Raw genomic sequence first — 16,932 nt, 5'->3', positions numbered from 1 at the left:
TTGAGTAAAATATTGCTTGTGGATGATGATCCGATTTTCCTCACACTAGCTGAGTTAGCTATTAAGAAAGAAAGGGATCAGGTTGAAATATTCAAAGCCATGAACGGAGAAGAAGCCATCGATTTTCTAAAAACGCAATCAGTGGATATTATTTTTCTGGATCTGAACATGCCCGTTATGAATGGGTGGGAGTTTTTGGAAGCCTTACCACAAATCGAAGACTGGGGCAAACAAGTCTATGTCTTGACGTCCTCAATCGACCCATCAGATCAGCGAAAAGCAGATGAAAATCCACTGGTCACCTCCATGCTAGAAAAGCCGCTAGATCGGGAGAAAATCTCCATAACCTTAGGCTCCTAGTCAGGAAATAATTCCAGTTGACTTGGCAATAATTGAAAACTCATGCGATGATGGCAGTTAGAGCCTAATTCTTTCAGGCCTTCGCGATGTGCCCTGGTGGGGTAGCCAACGTTTGTCTCCCAACCATACCCTGGAAATTCAATTGCAAGTTCACGCATAAGATCATCACGGTAAGTTTTAGCCAATATGGAAGCCGCAGCGATGGATAGAAACTTGGCATCCCCTTTAATGATGCATTCGAACGGAATCTCCAGAGTCGATTTAAATCGATTACCATCAATCAGTAGCAATTCGGGATTGGTTTTCAATTTTTCAACTGCCCGATCCATTGCTAAATAGCTGGCGTTAAGGATGTTTATATCATCGATTTCGCTTGGAGACGCAACTCCTATTGCCCAGGCGATTGCATCATTTATGATGTCTTTCTTTACTTCGATCCGTTGTTTTTCAGAGAGCTGTTTTGAATCATTGAGTACTTTGTGCTTATACTTTTGCGGTAGAATTACTGCAGCAGCGACTACAGGTCCTGCGAGGCATCCTCTGCCTGCCTCATCGCATCCGGCCTCAATTTTTTCCTTCTGAAAATAGGATTTCAACATGCAGACAAAACTATTAAATGACTAAGGTAAAATTGTTGACTATTTACAGGGGCAAAGAAAAATATCGATTTTCAAAGCCTTTTCTTTTTTTTACCGTCTTTATATAAATCATGATGCTAAATCATGAGCTACTACTAAATCACTACACGCAAAGAATGAAAAAATTTATTTGGGGAGTTATGGTTTTTATCCTCTCCACCCACACCTACTCACAAACACTCACCCAAACTATTAAAGGTCAGATTACCGATGAACAATCTGGCACACCTCTCATTGGAGCTACAGTGAGAGTAGCAGGTATAAGCCCTCCTTTGGGTGCCGTATCAGATGTAAATGGTTACTACAGGATCGAAGAAGTACCAATTGGCAGACAATCCATTTATGTGTCTTATTTGGGATACTCCTCGGCTACTATTCCGGAAATTCTGGTAAGTACCGGAAAAGAAGCAGTAATCAACGTGAAGTTGATAGAATCTTTGCAGCAATTGGATGAGGTTGTCATATCTGCGGAAGCGCAAAAGAAAGGTGAGCCAAGAAATGATCTTGCAACAGTGAGTGCCATTTCGCTTGGTGTTGAGGAGACCAGTCGTTTTGCTGCCACCTTTGATGATCCGGCAAGAGCTGCATTGACCTATGCGGGGGTGCAAACAGGAGGAGATGACCTTCTCAATGAAATTGTGATACGAGGAAATTCTCCCAAAGGAATTCTGTGGAGACTGGAAGGGGTAGAAATACCTAATCCCAATCACTTCACATCTATCGGCTCTTCAGCAGGTGGGATTAGTATGCTGAGTTCAAGTGTTTTGGCGAGCTCAGATTTTTTTACTGGTGCCTTTCCAGCTCAATATGGGAATGCAACCTCTGGTATTTTTGATCTCCAATTAAGGCAAGGGAACTTTGATAAACATGAACACGCAATACAAGCGGGATTGCTAGGCATTGCTGCTGCTTCAGAGGGCCCAATTGCCAAAGGTAGTCGCTCTTCTTATCTGGTAAATTATCGATACTCCACACTTTCACTGCTGACCAATTTGGGGCTCGATATTTTGGGAGATGAGGAGGATATTGCTTTTCAGGATTTGTCATTCAAAATTCGACTCCCAACCAAAAAGGTAGGTTCGTTTTCCATCTGGGGATTAGGCGGCCGAAATACCTATGATTTCAATCCAAATCGAGCATTTGGTGACTTTCTTGTAGAATCAGAGGATCAAACCCTGGGTGTGGGAGGTGTCACAAATGTGTTTTATACTTCGGATGATTCGTTTTTTGAGACAATAATTTCAGGATCATTCAGTAAACTGACGAATAACTCGGATTCACTGAACGTCAAACTGTTCCAGAATGAAGACTTTGTTGAGACTTCCCTAAGGTTTTCTACTTTCTACAATCATAAATTTTCTGCACGACATGCACTCAGAGTAGGAGCAGTGATAAGTAGGCTTGGATATGATCTTGAAAATCAGTTTCTGATACGCTCGGAAAATAGGTATATCACTACCCTTGATGAGAATGATCACGCTGAATTCTTGCAAGGGTTCAGCAACTGGCAATTTAGACCCTCGGATAAACTCACGATCAATTCTGGGATCCATATATCTCATTTTGCACTCAATAATCGAACATATGTCGAACCACGGATGGGCTTTCGATGGAATAGAGAGAAATATTCAATTACCGGCGGTGCAGGGCTTCACAGCCGAATGGAAACGGTAGCGCTTTATACAGCAAAGCAACAGCTTGAGAGTGGGGGGTTTGTTCAAAACAACAAAGATCTGGGCTTTACGCGCGCGGCTCATGTGGCCTTGGGATTTGAGAAAATGCTCATGGATGGACTGAAGTTCAAGAGCGAGGTGTATTATCAACATTTGTATGATGTACCTGTCTGGCCAAATGATACTGCCTCTAGCGCTGAAGCACTTTCCTTTTCCATACTCAATACATTTGATGGATATACAAGTACCGAACTGGCCAATGATGGGACAGGAAGGAATTATGGACTTGAATTGACACTGGAACGATTCCTGACCAATGGCTTTTATATGCTGTCCACTGCGTCTTTTTACAAATCATTGTATACTGCCGCAGATGGAGTAGAGAGAAGCACACAATTTGATGGAGGGTATATATTCAATTTTCTGGCTGGCAAAGAAATCCCGGTTGGGAAGAATGGCAACAATACCCTTGGTTTGAATGGTAAATTCATTTTTGCGGGAGGCAAGAGGCAAGCTCCTCTCGACATAATCAGGTCAATCAATGAAGGAGGTTCTCGCTTTAATTTTGAGCGAAATTATGAACTAAAACTGGACAATTTCTTCAGAATGGATATCGGCATTAGTTATAGAAAGAATAAACCTAGACTGACTTCAGTCATCGCTTTAAACATTCAGAACCTAACCCAAAGAAGCAATGAATTTTTCCGGTTCTATGACCCTGGATCAGGACAAATTCGTTCGGACTCCCAAGTGAGTTTCTTTCCAAACCTTAGTTATCGCATCGAATTTTAAAACATCCGAATGTAAGAGTGGTTACATTATTGTCAATTGCAAAACCCAATAGACAGAGGCATTCGTAAATTGAAGAAAAAATTGGATAATGAAGATTGTAGCATTAATAGCAGGTATTTTCCTTTTCAGTTGTCAGACACAGGGCACTGAAAATAACGCTAGAGAAGAAAATTCAGAATCAAAACCTACCGTTGTTGAGATTGACTATCAAAATTTGGACACTGCCACATTTGCTGGTGGTTGTTTTTGGTGTGTGGAAGCATCCTTTGAGCAAATTCAAGGTGTTGCAGAGGCAGTTTCTGGCTATTCTGGAGGGACTAAATCTACGGCGGACTATCGATTGGTAAGTTCGGGACGCACAGGACACGCAGAAGCTGTTCAGGTTTATTTCGACCCTTCGATTATAACCTATGAGACCCTTCTTGAAATCTTTTTTACAGCACATGATCCAACCCAGCTGGATCGTCAAGGACCAGATGTAGGGCCTCAGTATCGTTCAGAGATTTTCTATCACAGTGACGAGCAGAAGCAATTAGCTGAAGCAAAAATGAAGGAATTAGCACCTGAATTTTCCAGACCTATTGTGACTAAACTGAGTAAACTTGATGTTTTCTATGATGCAGAAGATTATCATCAGGACTATGAAGAAAAGCACCCGAATAATGGCTACATCGTGAATGTTTCTCGACCAAAAATTGAAAAGGTCGCTAAAAAATTCAAAGATTTATTAAAATCAAACTAGATGTCAAGCTGGGCTTGACCTGGTATCTTCTTCCCCTTTCGAAAAGAAAGTAGAGACTGCATCAACCGCACAATTTTTACGTTCGCCTTCAATTCCCGAAACAATGGCATGGGGCAAATTATGCTCTTCCAGATAAGATTTGAAAATGTCAAAAAAATGTTTTCTCATCTTAGGATGCTCACGCTGAGGATCAGGCATCCAAGGAATATCAATGTTGTTCAATAAATAGAAATCATACGACCTATTGGCTAGTTCTTTCTCAATCCATTCATCTGTATTTCCATACTTATGATCGCTCCATATTTTGATCACAATTAGGTTGGTATCGCAAATCAAATATTCGTTTGCATACTCAGCCTTTTCATCTTCCCAGGAAAGTTGCCCTTCAGCCATGGACTTGAGGTCAGACTGCTGATACTCACCGGTGAGTCTATCCAGGTAGAAGCGTGCATATTCTGGAACCCACTCCGTATCATAATGACGGGCCAAGTGCTGACACAACTCACTTTTACCTGTCGATTCAGGGCCCAATACAACGATCCGTTTAATTCCCACTCATTATCAATTTTCGCTTCCAAGAAAGCCAACCCAGGACAGCCAGGTAAGTAAAAACTAGAAACTGGAAACTGGTAAAGGGAAGGCCTTTGTAGATGTACAATGGAATAGAAATCAAATCACAGGCTATCCAAAATAGCCAATGCTCAATCTTTTTCAGTGCCATCAAATACATGCCGGTTATGGCCAGACCCGTTGTTATTGAGTCGATCAATGGAACGGTACTATCCGTAAATTTGATAAGCAGGATGTAGATGAAAATGGTAGCCAATAAAAAAGTGCTAACATTCACAATGTGACCACCTTTCGAGCTACGAGTTATGGGTATCTGGCTGGCAGCAATGTCTTTGGTGTTCTTCCAATTCCACCACCCATACACACTCATGAGGAAGTAGTAAACATTAATCCCGGTTTCAGCATAAAGCCCATATTCGTAGGTCAAGTAGACAAATATGACTACACTGACGATCCCGAAGGGATAGACTAAAATGCTTTCCTGTTTGCTAAACCAAACACTGAGTATGCCACAAATAACAGCAATAAACTCCAACCATGTGGTCTCCAGAAGCTGGTCGTAAAATGAACTCCAAATATCCATACCTTTTTATATTGAATGAGGTTGTAGGGTATACATTTGAGCGGCTATTAAAAACAGCTCAAAAAAGCAGATTGAGTACTAGACTCATTCCATTTGGTAAAAATATGTCTTGCGATAGTACTTATTCTAAGGAACCGACATAATTTTGCACGGCAAATAATGATAACAGTTCAGTCTTATTTGCCATGACAACAAACGACAAATTCCTCTTCGAAGCACTTACCTATGACGATGTGCTTCTACTCCCAGGTTATTCCGAGATTCTTCCACGTGACACTGATACTTCAGCTCAGATCACAAGAAATATTCGTTTAAATATTCCTTTAGTTTCTGCTGCCATGGATACGGTAACAGAAGCAAAACTAGCCATTGCAATGGCTTTGGAAGGTGGAATTGGCATCATCCACAAAAACATGACCATCGATCAACAGGCCATTCAGGTTCGTAAAGTAAAGCGATCTCAAAGTGGAATGATACTTGATCCAATTACACTCCATGTAGATGCTACTGTGAATGATGCCGAGTCCATCATGAAGGAGAATAAGATTGGAGGAATCCCTGTTGTTGATAAAGAAAATAAACTCATTGGCATTGTAACCAACCGGGATCTTCGCTTCGAGAAAAAGCCAAAGAAGCCGGTGAAGGATATCATGACCAAGGATAATCTAATCACCGCAACAGCTGAAGTAGGTTTAAATGAGGCTGAGGCAATTCTTCAAAAACACAAAATCGAGAAGCTCCCGATTGTAAATAAAGAAGGAAAGCTGACGGGACTGATTACCTACAAAGACATTTTGAAAAATAGAGACAGGCCAAATGCGTGTAAAGATGAGTATGGCAGGTTAAGAGTAGGAGCTGCAGTTGGGGTAACGCCAGACATTGAAGATCGAATAGCTGCGTTGGTGAAGGCAGGGGTTGATTTAGTCTCTATTGATACTGCACACGGTCACTCAAAAGGAGTGATAGATATGGCAAAGCAAATCAAGAAGGCATTTCCCGATTTAGAAACAATAGTTGGAAATATAGCTACTGCTGAAGCGGCAAAAGCTTTGGTGGAAGCCGGAGCTGATGCAGTGAAAGTAGGCGTTGGTCCAGGGAGTATATGTACGACCCGAGTAATTGCAGGCGTAGGCGTCCCGCAGCTTTCAGCCGTATATGAGTCTTCTCAGGCGATTAAAGGATCTGGAGTTCCTATTGTGGCAGACGGAGGGATTAGATTTTCAGGAGATATGGTGAAGGCAATTGCTGGAGGAGGAAATACGGTGATGATAGGCTCAATGCTTGCAGGTACTGAAGAAGCTCCCGGAGAAGTGATTCTTTATGAAGGAAGAAAATTTAAATCCTATCGAGGAATGGGGTCTGTGGAGGCAATGGAAGAGGGTTCAAAAGACCGCTACTTTCAAGATGCCGAAGATGACATCAAGAAACTAGTGCCAGAGGGGATTGTTGGCCGAGTGCCATTCAAAGGCTCTGTGCAGGAGGTGCTTTATCAAATGGTCGGAGGACTGAAAGCAGGCATGGGATATTGCGGAGCAGGTTCCATTGAGGATTTGCAGAATGCCAAGTTTGTGAAAATTTCGGGCGCAGGAGTAACAGAAAGTCATCCGCACGATATACACATCACCAGAGAGGCGCCGAATTACAGCAAGAAGTGATGGTATTTGGTGATTAGTAGACTAGTTAATAGGGAAACCAATCACTGGTCTACTGATGCTATTTTAACTAATTTGTTGAGGATTATGAGGCATTTCCTCCATCATGCCTTTTATTTTCACGGCCTTCTCAAAATGGTCTAGCTCATTTTCTAGAATCCACCATTTAGCAACTTCCATTAGTAGTTTAGGATTATCATTCTTATTTGCGAAGAAGGCATAAAACGATAAGCCAACATTTTCTCCTTTTGCAGAGATCTTGTCATTGCAAACTTGGATGATCTTTTTCCTGAAAGACTCTGTCATTTTAGCTGTGCCACCTTTGTTTCTCCACCTTTAGTCAAATCACCGATCTTGACTTTGATGTCGGCATCAAGCGGTAAATAAAGATCCACCCGACTTCCGAAGCGGATAAAACCAACGGATGTTCCTTGTTCAACTGCGTCTCCCACTTTGGGGTAGAAGGCAATCCTTCGTGCTACAGCGCCTGCAATTTGACGCATCAAGATGTTTACTCCACTTTCGGTCTTGAACCCTACAGAGGTCCTTTCATTATCTGTGCTGGATTTTGGGTGCCACGCTACTAAGAACTTACCCGGGTGGTATTGAAAAAAATCTACCTTCCCTTTCACTGGACTCCTATTCACATGGACATTCAATGGGGACATAAAGATGGAAACCTGTATGCGATCGTCCTTATGATATTCTCCTTCGTAAACACGTTCAATTACTACTACTTTTCCTTCAGCAGGCGCATAGACCACTCCATCTTTTGGAGGAGTGATTACTTTCGGGTTACGAAAGAATCGAATCACAAGGATCATAAAAATGATAGCTACTACAGCTAAAACCACTTGAAAAATAAAAAATGGTATTAGCCAGTAAAGCAATGCATACAGTCCACCCGTAAGTATTGCCATCAGCGGTATCATCTTTAAACCTTCCTTATGTAATCTCATAGTTTATTTTTTATACTTCTTCGTGTCAATCTTTATTCAGATAGTGATTATCCGTAAAGAAGAAAAATAAATGGCTGCCACCCCGTGGCTAAAATCCACCACGATATTTGTAGGTCTTCGCTACCTTATCTATGGCGACAATGTATGCAGCAATACGCATACTTACTCCATACTCTTCTGAAGTAGCATATACTTTGTCGAATGCCGTTTTCATAATTCTGTCGGATCGCCTGCTCACACGCTCGCGCGTCCAGCCATACCCTAGACGATTTTGTACCCACTCAAAATAAGATACCGTCACACCGCCAGCGTTGGCAAGAATATCCGGTACGGCCAAAATTCCCTTGTCATTCAAAATAGCATCAGCTTTAGCAGAAGTAGGGCCATTGGCTCCTTCCACAATCATCTTTGCCTTGATCTTATCGGCATTTTTCTGAGTGATCACATCCTCGATGGCAGCAGGCACTAGCACATCCACCTCAAGGAGCAACAATTCTTCCGGATCAATTTTTTCTGCACCATCATATCCTTCCAGGCTACCGTTGTTTCCATTGCGGTACTCCATTGCTTTCTTGATATTGATGCCTTCTTGGTTGTAATATGCCCCGGAAAGATCACTGACAGCCACAATATTTACTCCTCTTTCTTCCAAAAGTTGAGCTGCCCATGAGCCAACATTGCCAAACCCTTGAATAGCGCAAGTAGCCTTAAAAGGATTGATTTTCTGTTTTTCCATTGCTGCTAGTGCAGAGATCATCACACCTCTTCCGGTGGCTTCTGTTCTACCTAAAGAACCTCCAAGAACAAGAGGCTTGCCTGTAACAACAGAGTTTACCGTCATGCCTTGTATTCGAGAGTACTGATCCATCATCCAGGCCATCTCCCTAGGTCCGGTTCCCATATCAGGAGCAGGAATATCTCTATCCTTACCGAACACGTCGTGCATGGCTTGCGTGAAAGCTCTGGTAAGTCTTTCTACTTCACCTGCTGACATTTCTCGTGGATTACATTTGATACCCCCTTTTGCGCCACCGTAAGGGATATCTACGACCGCACATTTCCAGGTCATCCAGGCGGCAAGGGCTTTCACTTCGTCTATGTTCACGTCCATGTCATATCGGACGCCTCCTTTTGATGGTCCCAAAATGGTAGAGTGAATGACGCGGTATCCTTCGAATACCTTGATGGATCCATTGTCCATCGTAACGGGTAACGAGACGATAACCTGCTTGGCAGGAGTCTTCAAAACGTCGTACACTTCCTGATCCAAACCGAGGTGTTCGGCTGCAATCTGGAAACGTGACATCATGGACTCAAATGGATTATCTCTGTCCTTTATTGGCGCGGGTTCTATATATGCCATAGGAAAAAAGTAAAATGGGGTGTGTTGTTTGTTTTGCCCGCAAAGCTAACCGGATTTCTGCTTCTCTCTAGAATAATTTCAAGAAAACTACAACAAAAGGAACGGCAATCAATAAGCTATCAAATCGGTCTAAAAATCCACCATGACCAGGGATAATTGTACCTGAATCTTTGATCTGAATGGAGCGCTTAAAATGAGACTCTACCAAGTCTCCATAGGTTCCTGCAATCACCACAATGATGGCGACACTGATCCACTCTATTTCATTGAGTCCTTCGAAGTAGAATCCGATGACTACCGCTACCAAAACAGCCGTTGCAGCTCCGCCAATGCTTCCTTCCCAGGATTTTTTCGGAGAGATTCTTTCAAAAAGCTTTGTGCGACCGAATAAGATTCCTGTGAAATATGCGCCGACATCATTGGCCCATGTTAGGAACAGTAAGCCGAGGATAATCTCATAGGAATATTCCCCACTATGAAATACCAGTAGATTGGTCAATGCAAACGGAACAGCAACATACATGATGCCGAGGTAAAAAAGCGCGATGTTGATGAAGGGGTGAACATCACTTTTCTTGTATAGCTTAATCAGAAACACAAAAGAAGCCAACGGGAAAAGCATGACATAGTGCTGGTGCGAAAGGTAATCTGTTTCTATCAGAAAGGTGATGGTAAAAAGAAGGGCACCGATGGTGACGCCAAGGAATCGGATAGGCAGATAACTCTGCAAGCGCATGAGTCTGTAAAATTCCCAAATGGTCAAACAGGAAATTGAAAGGAAAATAGCAAAGAAGCCCCATTTACTCCATATAAGAGAAGAAATGATGATCAATCCGCCAACAATGGCAGAGAAAAACCGCGGTATAAGATCTGGGTATTTACTCAAACTTTATCTCTTCTTTTATGATTCTAATGGCTCTGATGACATGGTCTGGGGCTACAAATATTTCAAAATTTCCGAAACCATGCTGAGAAACTTGTTTATTGATTTTAACCGGACTCAATCCTTTATCATCCAAAACAGCTTTTACAATATCCACACGATGTTCTTGATCGTCCGAATATACGACTTGCCAATCACGCATGCTGAAATTTTTTGTAAAACATTCTCAAAAGGAAAAAAGTGATAACCGCAAACACCAAAACTGCTGGCCATGGCGCAGCTTGTTCCATTTGCTCAGGACTTACTTCTACCACATCTTTTTGGGCCATGTACAGCGCGATCAGTGCCAGTCCATTATTTACCAAATGCCCGATCATGGCTACCGTTAATTTCCCCGACCAATGGTATAGGTATCCAAAGAGCACACCTAAAAACATGCGTGGCATCACACCAAAAAATTGCATGTGAATAGCGGCGAAAATGAAGCCGGTGACCCAAATAGCCACATGATGATTTGAAAAAGCTTTTGAAAAGAGGTTTTGGATGAGCCCCCTGAAAAGGAACTCCTCACCAATTGCTGGAATGATTGCTATTACAACGATGGCTAATATGAAATGCGTTGGTGAAGTGAAATTGGTTAAGTGCTCTGTTAAAACTTTGAGCTGTTCTTCTGATCCTTTAGCCCACTTGGCAAAATCAGAACTGCCAAAGTCTAGGTTCATGTTCCATTCGCCAATGGCGCTATTTACAACCATGAAGCTGATGCATATCAGCAGGGTTAATCCTGCAGTTGACAAAGAAACTTTAGGAAAGTATTCACTGAATGGTATTTTCAGAGCAATGCCATTGAAAAGTGCAGGTACGGCTATGAACATCAAGGTTGCTATGACTCCCTGGGCAGCAAGAAGAAATATTGGATTCATTCCCAGGATCATATCCGTATCCACATCCTCACCGCTATTTCCTAGCATCATCACGATAGAAATGTATGCCGTAAGACCAAGGCCGAAGGCCCAAGCCCAGGTCTGTTGTTTATCTTCCGGGTTATTTCTTAGAATGTCTTGCATATAGCTAACTTTGCGGGCAAATATAACCGTTCAGATTTGGTTAAAATTAGTGACATAGAGATAGGCGAGTTTCCGCTGCTGCTTGCGCCCATGGAGGATGTGAGTGATCCGCCATTTAGAGCTGTTTGTAAGCAAAACGGTGCAGATTTGATGTATACCGAATTTATTTCCTCCGAAGGCCTAATCAGGCATGCAGAGAAAAGTGTCCAAAAACTGGATATTTATGATTATGAACGACCCATAGGAATTCAAATATTTGGAGATAAGATAGAGTCAATGCGAGAAGCGGCATCTATTGCTGAAGAAGCAAATCCAGAAATCATTGATATCAATTATGGATGTCCCGTAAAGAAGGTAGCCTGCAAAGGGGCCGGTGCCGGTATACTGCTTGATCTACCGAAGATGCAGGAGATGACCGCTGAAATCGTAAAGCGAGTAAACAAGCCAGTTACTGTTAAAACCAGATTAGGATGGGATGACTCGACCATCAAAATAAAAGAAGTGGCTCATCGATTACAGGATGTAGGGATACAGGCGCTGAGTATACATGGACGTACCCGCAAGCAGATGTACAAAGGAGAAGCGGATTGGGCTCCAATTGCTGAAGTAAAAAACGATCCTGGTATTCACATTCCAATTTTTGGCAATGGAGATATTGACTCACCAGAAAAGGCGTTGGAGTATAGAAATAAATACGGTGTGGACGGAATTATGATTGGGAGAGCTGCCATTGGTTACCCTTGGATATTCAATGAGATCAAGCACTTTATGAAAACCGGCGAGCAGCTTGCTTTGCCTACGCTTGAAGAGCGGGTGAAAGTGGCGATACAGCACCTCAACTTTTCACTTGAATGGAAGGGGGATCGCCAAGGGATTTTTGAAATGCGAAGACACTACACCAATTATTTTAGAGGGATTCCAAATTTCAAACCTGTTCGGACGACTTTGGTGGAATCGGAATCTCCGGAGGAGGTGAAGGAAACGCTGTTGAGTATTCCTGAACTTTTTGCTGAAGTCTCTGTTTGATTCAGTTCCGAACTTAACTTACATGCATGCAAAAATCTCCTCTCCTGGCCTGGGGATTGCTTCTTATTTTGGCATTTATCTGGGGCAGCTCATTCATATTGATTAAAAAAGGACTGATTGGGTTAGCACCAGGGGAAGTGGGTTCACTCCGAATTGTCGCAGCATCACTTTTTTTGCTCCCTTTCGCATGGAAGAGGTTTAAGACCATAGATCGGAAAAAACTGCATTTCTATACCTCAATTGGGCTATTGGGTAGCTTGGTGCCGGCCTTCCTTTTTGCCATTGCTCAAACGCGTTTGGAAAGCGCAATTACTGGAGTGCTCAATGGTCTTGTTCCCATTTTCACAATCCTTATTGCACTGCTTGTCTTTAAGCAGAGACAGACCCCTAAAGTTTACCTGGGAGTGCTGATTGGATTTATTGGTACAGCGATTCTGATTACCGCGGGAGAAGGAAACTCACTTGCGGGAATTAATGGGTATGCATTTTTAGTAGTACTGGCAACTATATGCTATGCCTCCAACCTGAACTTAATCAAGCAAAAACTCAATGACGTTCATGCGGTGACTGTTACCAGTGTTTCTTTACTACTGGTCGGACCCTTAGCAGCCGTTTATCTTTTCGGATTTACCAACTTCTGGTCGAAGCTGATGAGTGTGGATGGAACTGGAATAGCCACCTTTTATATCTGTTTATTAGGAGTTCTAGGAACCGCAATCGCCTTAATCATCTTCAATAAGATATTGCAAATGAAAGATGCTCTTTTCGCCTCGTCAGTTACCTATATTATTCCGGTCTTTGCAGTAATCTGGGGAGTCCTTGATGGTGAGCAACTATACCTACTGCACTATTTGGGAATGGGTGCGGTTGGTCTGGGTGTATATATTGCCAATACGAATAAAGCAGTTCAGAGAAAATAGAATTTAACTTCTTTTCCAGATTTGGAACTACCAATCAATATTGAATTTTTGCTCGGTACCCTCTTTAAGGTTTAGTTCAAAAAGATGGGTTTCACCGTTACGGCTCGACGAAAATATAATCCTTTCATTGTCAAGCCAGGATGGGCCGTTATTTCTCCCGACGGTGGTCAATTGTTCAATGTTCGTGCCATCAGATTTCATATGAAATATTTGCCAACCATCGTTTGTACGTTTTGAAGCAAACACAACTGACAATCCATCAGGCGATTCACTTGGCTCACTATCCCGACTGGGATGAGAGGCCACTATTTCAGGATTTTTTCCATCTCGTGGGATTTTTGCCAGCTCCCAATCCTTTTCAATTTTCATTACTCCCCAAAGTGTTTTGGATACTTTGGATTGCGTAATAATGCTATGATGTTCATATAAAGAACTCCAATGACCGTCATCATTGGTTTTAAGGTTATAAAAACGAACTTCTTCATTCGTGTCACTCGTATAAAACAAAGTATCTTCAGCGTCTAGCCAGAATGAAGCCAAGTTCAATCCCGAATCATAGCTCACTCTCTTGATGGACTCACTTTTCAAATCGAATACATATACTTCAAAGTTGCCGCTCTTATTGGAGAAAAAAGAAATTTTCTCACCTGAAGGAGACCATGACGGCCCACCTTCGTTGGAATCCCAATGCGTAATTCTTTTGGGATTGGTTCCATCAAGATTCGAGATATAGATATCTGAATTTCCGTTTACTACCCCCCTAAATGCAAGCTTCGACCCGTCGTTGGACACCGCCGCCTCCATTTCCGAGATTTTCTGAAGTGGCCAGTTCAGTTGGAGGCACAGAAAAATGTATATAAAGCCAGTGAATGGATTAAAGTAGAACACAAAGCTGAAAACGATTATGAGAAGCCAAAGTTGTTTGACGCGATATTCTCCTATAGGAAAAGCGGAAGAATAAAATACACAAGAAGGCTTATCAGAATGCTCGAGGCTATGTTTAGCCATACGCCTGCTCTTACCATGTCATTCATCTTCAATTCTCCTGAACTAAACACAATGGCGTTGGGCCCTGTGGAAATTGGCAGCATGAATGCACACGAAGCTGCCATGGTGGCTGGAATCATCAATAGGAAAGGATGGACACCAATGGCTTCTGCCAAAGAGGCCAATACGGGCAACATGATAGAAGCAGTGGCGACATTGGAGGTAACTTCTGTCAAGAAATTCACAAACAAGGCCACGATGAGAATGATGAAAAACAGTGGCAGCTCAGAAAGACCAGTGAGCTGAAGTCCAAGCCATTGAGCAAGGCTCGAACTTTGGAAGGCAGCAGCGAGTGAGAGTCCTCCCCCAAAAAGGATGATTACTCCCCAAGGCAGTTTTTCCGCTTCTTCCCAGGTGAGCAGTGGTAGACCTTTCTTTTCTTTTGAAGGTATGATAAACATTGTCAGAGCTGCGGCAATTGCGATGACAGTGTCATTGATGCCAGGTATAAACTTGTTTAGCAAGAAAGAGCGTGTAATCCATAAGAATGCAGTAACAATGAACACGATTGCTACAGCTTTTTCTTCTTGACTTAATCCACCAAGGGCTTTCTTCTCTTTCAATATCATTTCTCGTCCTATGGGCATGGAGACCTTATGCAATGGGAAAACAAGTCTTGTCAGGACTGTCCAACACAAAGCAAGCATGACGAGTGAGAAAGGAAGCGCAAAAGCCATCCATGTGGCAAAACTGAATTCTTGATCGTAGAGCTTAGAGGCAATGGAGACAAAGATGGGGTTGGTTGGAGTACCTACAAGGGTCGCAACTCCTCCTATTGAAGCAGAAAATGCAATACCAAGCAAGAGTGCCTTAAAGAACATTTTTCCGGATTCCCCTGTCAATTCCTTCATTTCGGAAATGAGTGCGGTTCCGATGGTCACCATCATCAAGGTGGTGGCGGTATTAGATATCCACATGGAGAGTAGTCCGGTAGCTAGCATGAAGCCAAGCACAATAAATCGAGCATTCGTTCCTACTGCTGCTATAATTTCCAAAGCTATTCTTCTGTGCAGATTCCATCGCTGCATAGCAATGGCGATGATAAAACCACCTACGAAAAGAAAAAGCATCTTGTCGCCGTAGGCAGCAGTGGTTTGAGCAATGGGAGCTCCTCCCGAAAGTGGCAATAATGCAATAGGAAGCAAGGCTGTAGCAGCTATAGGGAGTGCTTCCGAAAGCCACCAAGTAGCAATCCACAGTGTGGATGCCAATACCGCATTGGCTTCTGAGTTCAGTCCATCAAACGGCTGACCAAAAAAAATGGCACAAAACAAAATGGGCCCGATAACGAGCCCAATTTTTTTTCTAATCATAGCAAATAAGGAAGTCGCTAATCACGTAATTTCTCAAAATTAAACTCGTTTAAGAAGTTCTTGGCGTTGTTTAGATTTTGGAAATCATATTCTTTCACTTCGCCGTTGTTTCCGTGGATTTCAATTTTAATAACCGAAATTCGAGCATCGTGATCCAATGGATTGTCAATGAGCTCTCCTCCTTCAGCATTTTCTTTTATCCTGTGTGTAAGCACCACATTTTTACGCTTGATGCGATTGCAGTAGGAACATTTAAATTCTTTTAATAACTCACCATCTTCGGTATCGCTCGCCTCTTTGATGATTTCCTCTTTTTGCAGTCTCAAGGTTTGGAACCCACATCGATCACACTCCAAAGCACTCAAGTGACCTTTGTACTTTTCAATCTTAGTGTAGCCAGTAGCTTCATCAATCCAAACATCATAGTCCACGGAGAATACATTTTCCTCTGCTTGCATGCCTTCATCAAGGTACGCATCTTCCTCTGCCTCACTCAATAACTTCATCTTATTCCCATTTTCAGGATTTACTCTTGGTGTGAACCTGAGCCTTTTGAGTTTTTTCTCAAGTACACCTGGGTAATAAAATTTGATGATGAGCTGAGCGATGTACCCGTAGAGCACACCAATACAAAGGGAAACGAATAGCCGAATGAAAAACCAAAGCACATCAAGCTTCATGGTTTCATATTCCAGGGTATTGCAAAATAGGAAAAGAGCGACTGCAACGAAGATGTGTCCTGAAAGCAATTTCTTAGACTCTTTTTCGCTTGCGAGATCAAATTTCTCCTTATAGGTACTCTTAGACATGAAACTGATCTTATAAAAAAGATAGTTTAGCACGCCAATGCCGAGTGTTATAAAGACGAGAATGTAAACGATTTGCTGCCACTTGGCTAGGAAATCGAGGTATAATTCATTATTCATAAGGGTGACAAGTTTCAACAAAAATAAACCGATTTAAAAAATCGGCAACTTTATTGAAAACAGTACGAAATATTTCTCCCCTAATTGTTTACAGAATTAACTTTTTCTGTGCTGTCAGAAAGAAGCACATGGAGGACGGAAACATTTTGTGCATATGGGTTAATTGTTTCCACTTTAGGTTGTTCTTTCACAGGAAGCAAAGACGCCCATCTTGAAAGCTCTTTTTGTGCTTCTGCAGTAACTCTTTCCTCAACTTCCGTAATGAAAGCAAAAGTGCCGAGTAATAGCAGCAGCGTTATGAGTTTATTGAGCTTGGGTTTCATAATATTTAGTCCTTATTTCTAAATGGGCGTCTTAAAACTTCTTGTTTGAAAACCTAACCTTGTATTAAAGATGAGTACAACCATCAAAAAGTTGC

19 protein-coding genes are annotated in these 16,932 nt (G+C 42.2%); 6 read left to right on the top strand and 13 right to left on the bottom strand.

What is annotated here, in order from left to right; all coding sequences use genetic code 11:
* The gene (locus ABJF57_RS13790) at window positions 1-360 is read left to right on the top strand and encodes a response regulator (protein ID WP_462230041.1); all 360 of its coding nucleotides are present in this window, start codon (window positions 1-3) and stop codon (window positions 358-360) included.
* On the opposite strand, the gene ABJF57_RS13785 is transcribed toward ABJF57_RS13790, so the two are convergent.
* Entirely contained in the window at window positions 357-959 is a 603-nt protein-coding gene (locus ABJF57_RS13785; protein ID WP_462230040.1) for a ribonuclease HII, read from the bottom strand. The two genes, ABJF57_RS13790 and ABJF57_RS13785, sit on opposite strands and share 4 nt — an antisense overlap.
* 155 nt (window positions 960-1,114) lie before the next feature.
* On the opposite strand from ABJF57_RS13785, the gene ABJF57_RS13780 reads away from it, so the two are divergent.
* Both ABJF57_RS13780 and msrA read left to right on the top strand, forming a co-directional pair.
* On the top strand, window positions 1,115-3,463 hold the full coding sequence (locus ABJF57_RS13780; RefSeq protein ID WP_462230038.1) for a TonB-dependent receptor: 2,349 nt from the start codon (window positions 1,115-1,117) through the stop codon (window positions 3,461-3,463).
* Between the two features lie 88 nt (window positions 3,464-3,551).
* Entirely contained in the window at window positions 3,552-4,205 is a 654-nt protein-coding gene (gene msrA / locus ABJF57_RS13775) for a peptide-methionine (S)-S-oxide reductase MsrA (RefSeq protein WP_462230036.1), read from the top strand.
* 3 nt (window positions 4,206-4,208) lie between these two features.
* Here the strand turns inward: msrA and ABJF57_RS13770 are convergent, their stop codons facing one another.
* Both ABJF57_RS13770 and pnuC read right to left on the bottom strand, forming a co-directional pair.
* Window positions 4,209-4,760 (bottom strand): AAA family ATPase, encoded by a 552-nt coding sequence (locus tag ABJF57_RS13770; RefSeq protein WP_462230034.1) that lies wholly within the window; start codon window positions 4,758-4,760, stop codon window positions 4,209-4,211.
* Window positions 4,750-5,358: a nicotinamide riboside transporter PnuC gene (pnuC, locus tag ABJF57_RS13765; RefSeq protein ID WP_462230032.1), complete on the bottom strand. Its 609-nt coding sequence runs from the start codon at window positions 5,356-5,358 to the stop codon at window positions 4,750-4,752. Before pnuC ends, ABJF57_RS13770 begins: the two co-directional genes overlap by 11 nt.
* A 185-nt stretch (window positions 5,359-5,543) precedes the next feature.
* Between pnuC and guaB the strand changes: the two genes are divergently transcribed.
* Window positions 5,544-7,013, top strand: a complete 1,470-nt coding sequence (guaB, locus tag ABJF57_RS13760) for an IMP dehydrogenase (protein WP_462230030.1) — start codon at window positions 5,544-5,546, stop codon at window positions 7,011-7,013.
* A 63-nt stretch (window positions 7,014-7,076) separates the two neighbouring features.
* Here guaB and ABJF57_RS13755 read toward each other — a convergent pair whose 3' ends face one another.
* The 6 genes from ABJF57_RS13755 to ABJF57_RS13730 form a co-directional block, all read right to left on the bottom strand.
* Window positions 7,077-7,316 (bottom strand): DUF6500 family protein, encoded by a 240-nt coding sequence (locus ABJF57_RS13755; protein WP_462230028.1) that lies wholly within the window; start codon window positions 7,314-7,316, stop codon window positions 7,077-7,079.
* Complete coding sequence (locus ABJF57_RS13750; protein WP_462230026.1) at window positions 7,313-7,969, bottom strand: phosphatidylserine decarboxylase family protein; 657 nt, start codon at window positions 7,967-7,969, stop codon at window positions 7,313-7,315. Before ABJF57_RS13750 ends, ABJF57_RS13755 begins: the two co-directional genes overlap by 4 nt.
* 88 nt (window positions 7,970-8,057) lie before the next feature.
* A complete protein-coding gene (locus ABJF57_RS13745; RefSeq protein ID WP_462230024.1) occupies window positions 8,058-9,332 on the bottom strand; it encodes a Glu/Leu/Phe/Val family dehydrogenase in 1,275 nt (424 codons plus the stop codon).
* A 67-nt stretch (window positions 9,333-9,399) separates the two neighbouring features.
* The gene (locus ABJF57_RS13740; protein ID WP_462230022.1) at window positions 9,400-10,218 is read right to left on the bottom strand and encodes a phosphatidate cytidylyltransferase; all 819 of its coding nucleotides are present in this window, start codon (window positions 10,216-10,218) and stop codon (window positions 9,400-9,402) included.
* Entirely contained in the window at window positions 10,211-10,417 is a 207-nt protein-coding gene (locus tag ABJF57_RS13735) for a putative signal transducing protein (protein WP_462230020.1), read from the bottom strand. Before ABJF57_RS13735 ends, ABJF57_RS13740 begins: the two co-directional genes overlap by 8 nt.
* Complete coding sequence (locus ABJF57_RS13730; RefSeq protein WP_462230018.1) at window positions 10,410-11,282, bottom strand: lysostaphin resistance A-like protein; 873 nt, start codon at window positions 11,280-11,282, stop codon at window positions 10,410-10,412. Before ABJF57_RS13730 ends, ABJF57_RS13735 begins: the two co-directional genes overlap by 8 nt.
* 36 nt (window positions 11,283-11,318) lie before the next feature.
* On the opposite strand from ABJF57_RS13730, the gene dusB reads away from it, so the two are divergent.
* Window positions 11,319-12,308 carry a tRNA dihydrouridine synthase DusB gene (gene dusB, locus ABJF57_RS13725; protein ID WP_462230016.1) on the top strand — a complete coding sequence of 330 codons (990 nt, stop codon included), beginning with the start codon at window positions 11,319-11,321 and terminating at the stop codon, window positions 12,306-12,308.
* A gap of 26 nt (window positions 12,309-12,334) precedes the next feature.
* On the top strand, window positions 12,335-13,228 hold the full coding sequence (locus tag ABJF57_RS13720; RefSeq protein ID WP_462230014.1) for a DMT family transporter: 894 nt from the start codon (window positions 12,335-12,337) through the stop codon (window positions 13,226-13,228).
* A gap of 27 nt (window positions 13,229-13,255) precedes the next feature.
* Here the strand turns inward: ABJF57_RS13720 and ABJF57_RS13715 are convergent, their stop codons facing one another.
* The 4 genes from ABJF57_RS13715 to ABJF57_RS13700 all read right to left on the bottom strand — a co-directional run bounded on the left by ABJF57_RS13715 (window position 13,256) and on the right by ABJF57_RS13700 (window position 16,837).
* Window positions 13,256-14,032 carry a hypothetical protein gene (locus ABJF57_RS13715; protein ID WP_462230012.1) on the bottom strand — a complete coding sequence of 259 codons (777 nt, stop codon included), beginning with the start codon at window positions 14,030-14,032 and terminating at the stop codon, window positions 13,256-13,258.
* Between the two features lie 134 nt (window positions 14,033-14,166).
* A complete protein-coding gene (locus ABJF57_RS13710; RefSeq protein ID WP_462230010.1) occupies window positions 14,167-15,588 on the bottom strand; it encodes an SLC13 family permease in 1,422 nt (473 codons plus the stop codon).
* Between the two features lie 17 nt (window positions 15,589-15,605).
* The gene (locus ABJF57_RS13705) at window positions 15,606-16,514 is read right to left on the bottom strand and encodes a hypothetical protein (RefSeq protein ID WP_462230008.1); all 909 of its coding nucleotides are present in this window, start codon (window positions 16,512-16,514) and stop codon (window positions 15,606-15,608) included.
* Window positions 16,515-16,594: 80 nt separating this feature from the next.
* On the bottom strand, window positions 16,595-16,837 hold the full coding sequence (locus ABJF57_RS13700; protein WP_462230006.1) for a hypothetical protein: 243 nt from the start codon (window positions 16,835-16,837) through the stop codon (window positions 16,595-16,597).
* Window positions 16,838-16,932: the final 95 nt, after the last annotated feature.

It is taken from the genome of Ekhidna sp. (genome assembly GCF_039940915.1).
Taxonomy (GTDB): domain Bacteria; phylum Bacteroidota; class Bacteroidia; order Cytophagales; family Cyclobacteriaceae; genus Ekhidna.
This window is presented reverse-complemented; position numbering and strand designations above follow the sequence as displayed.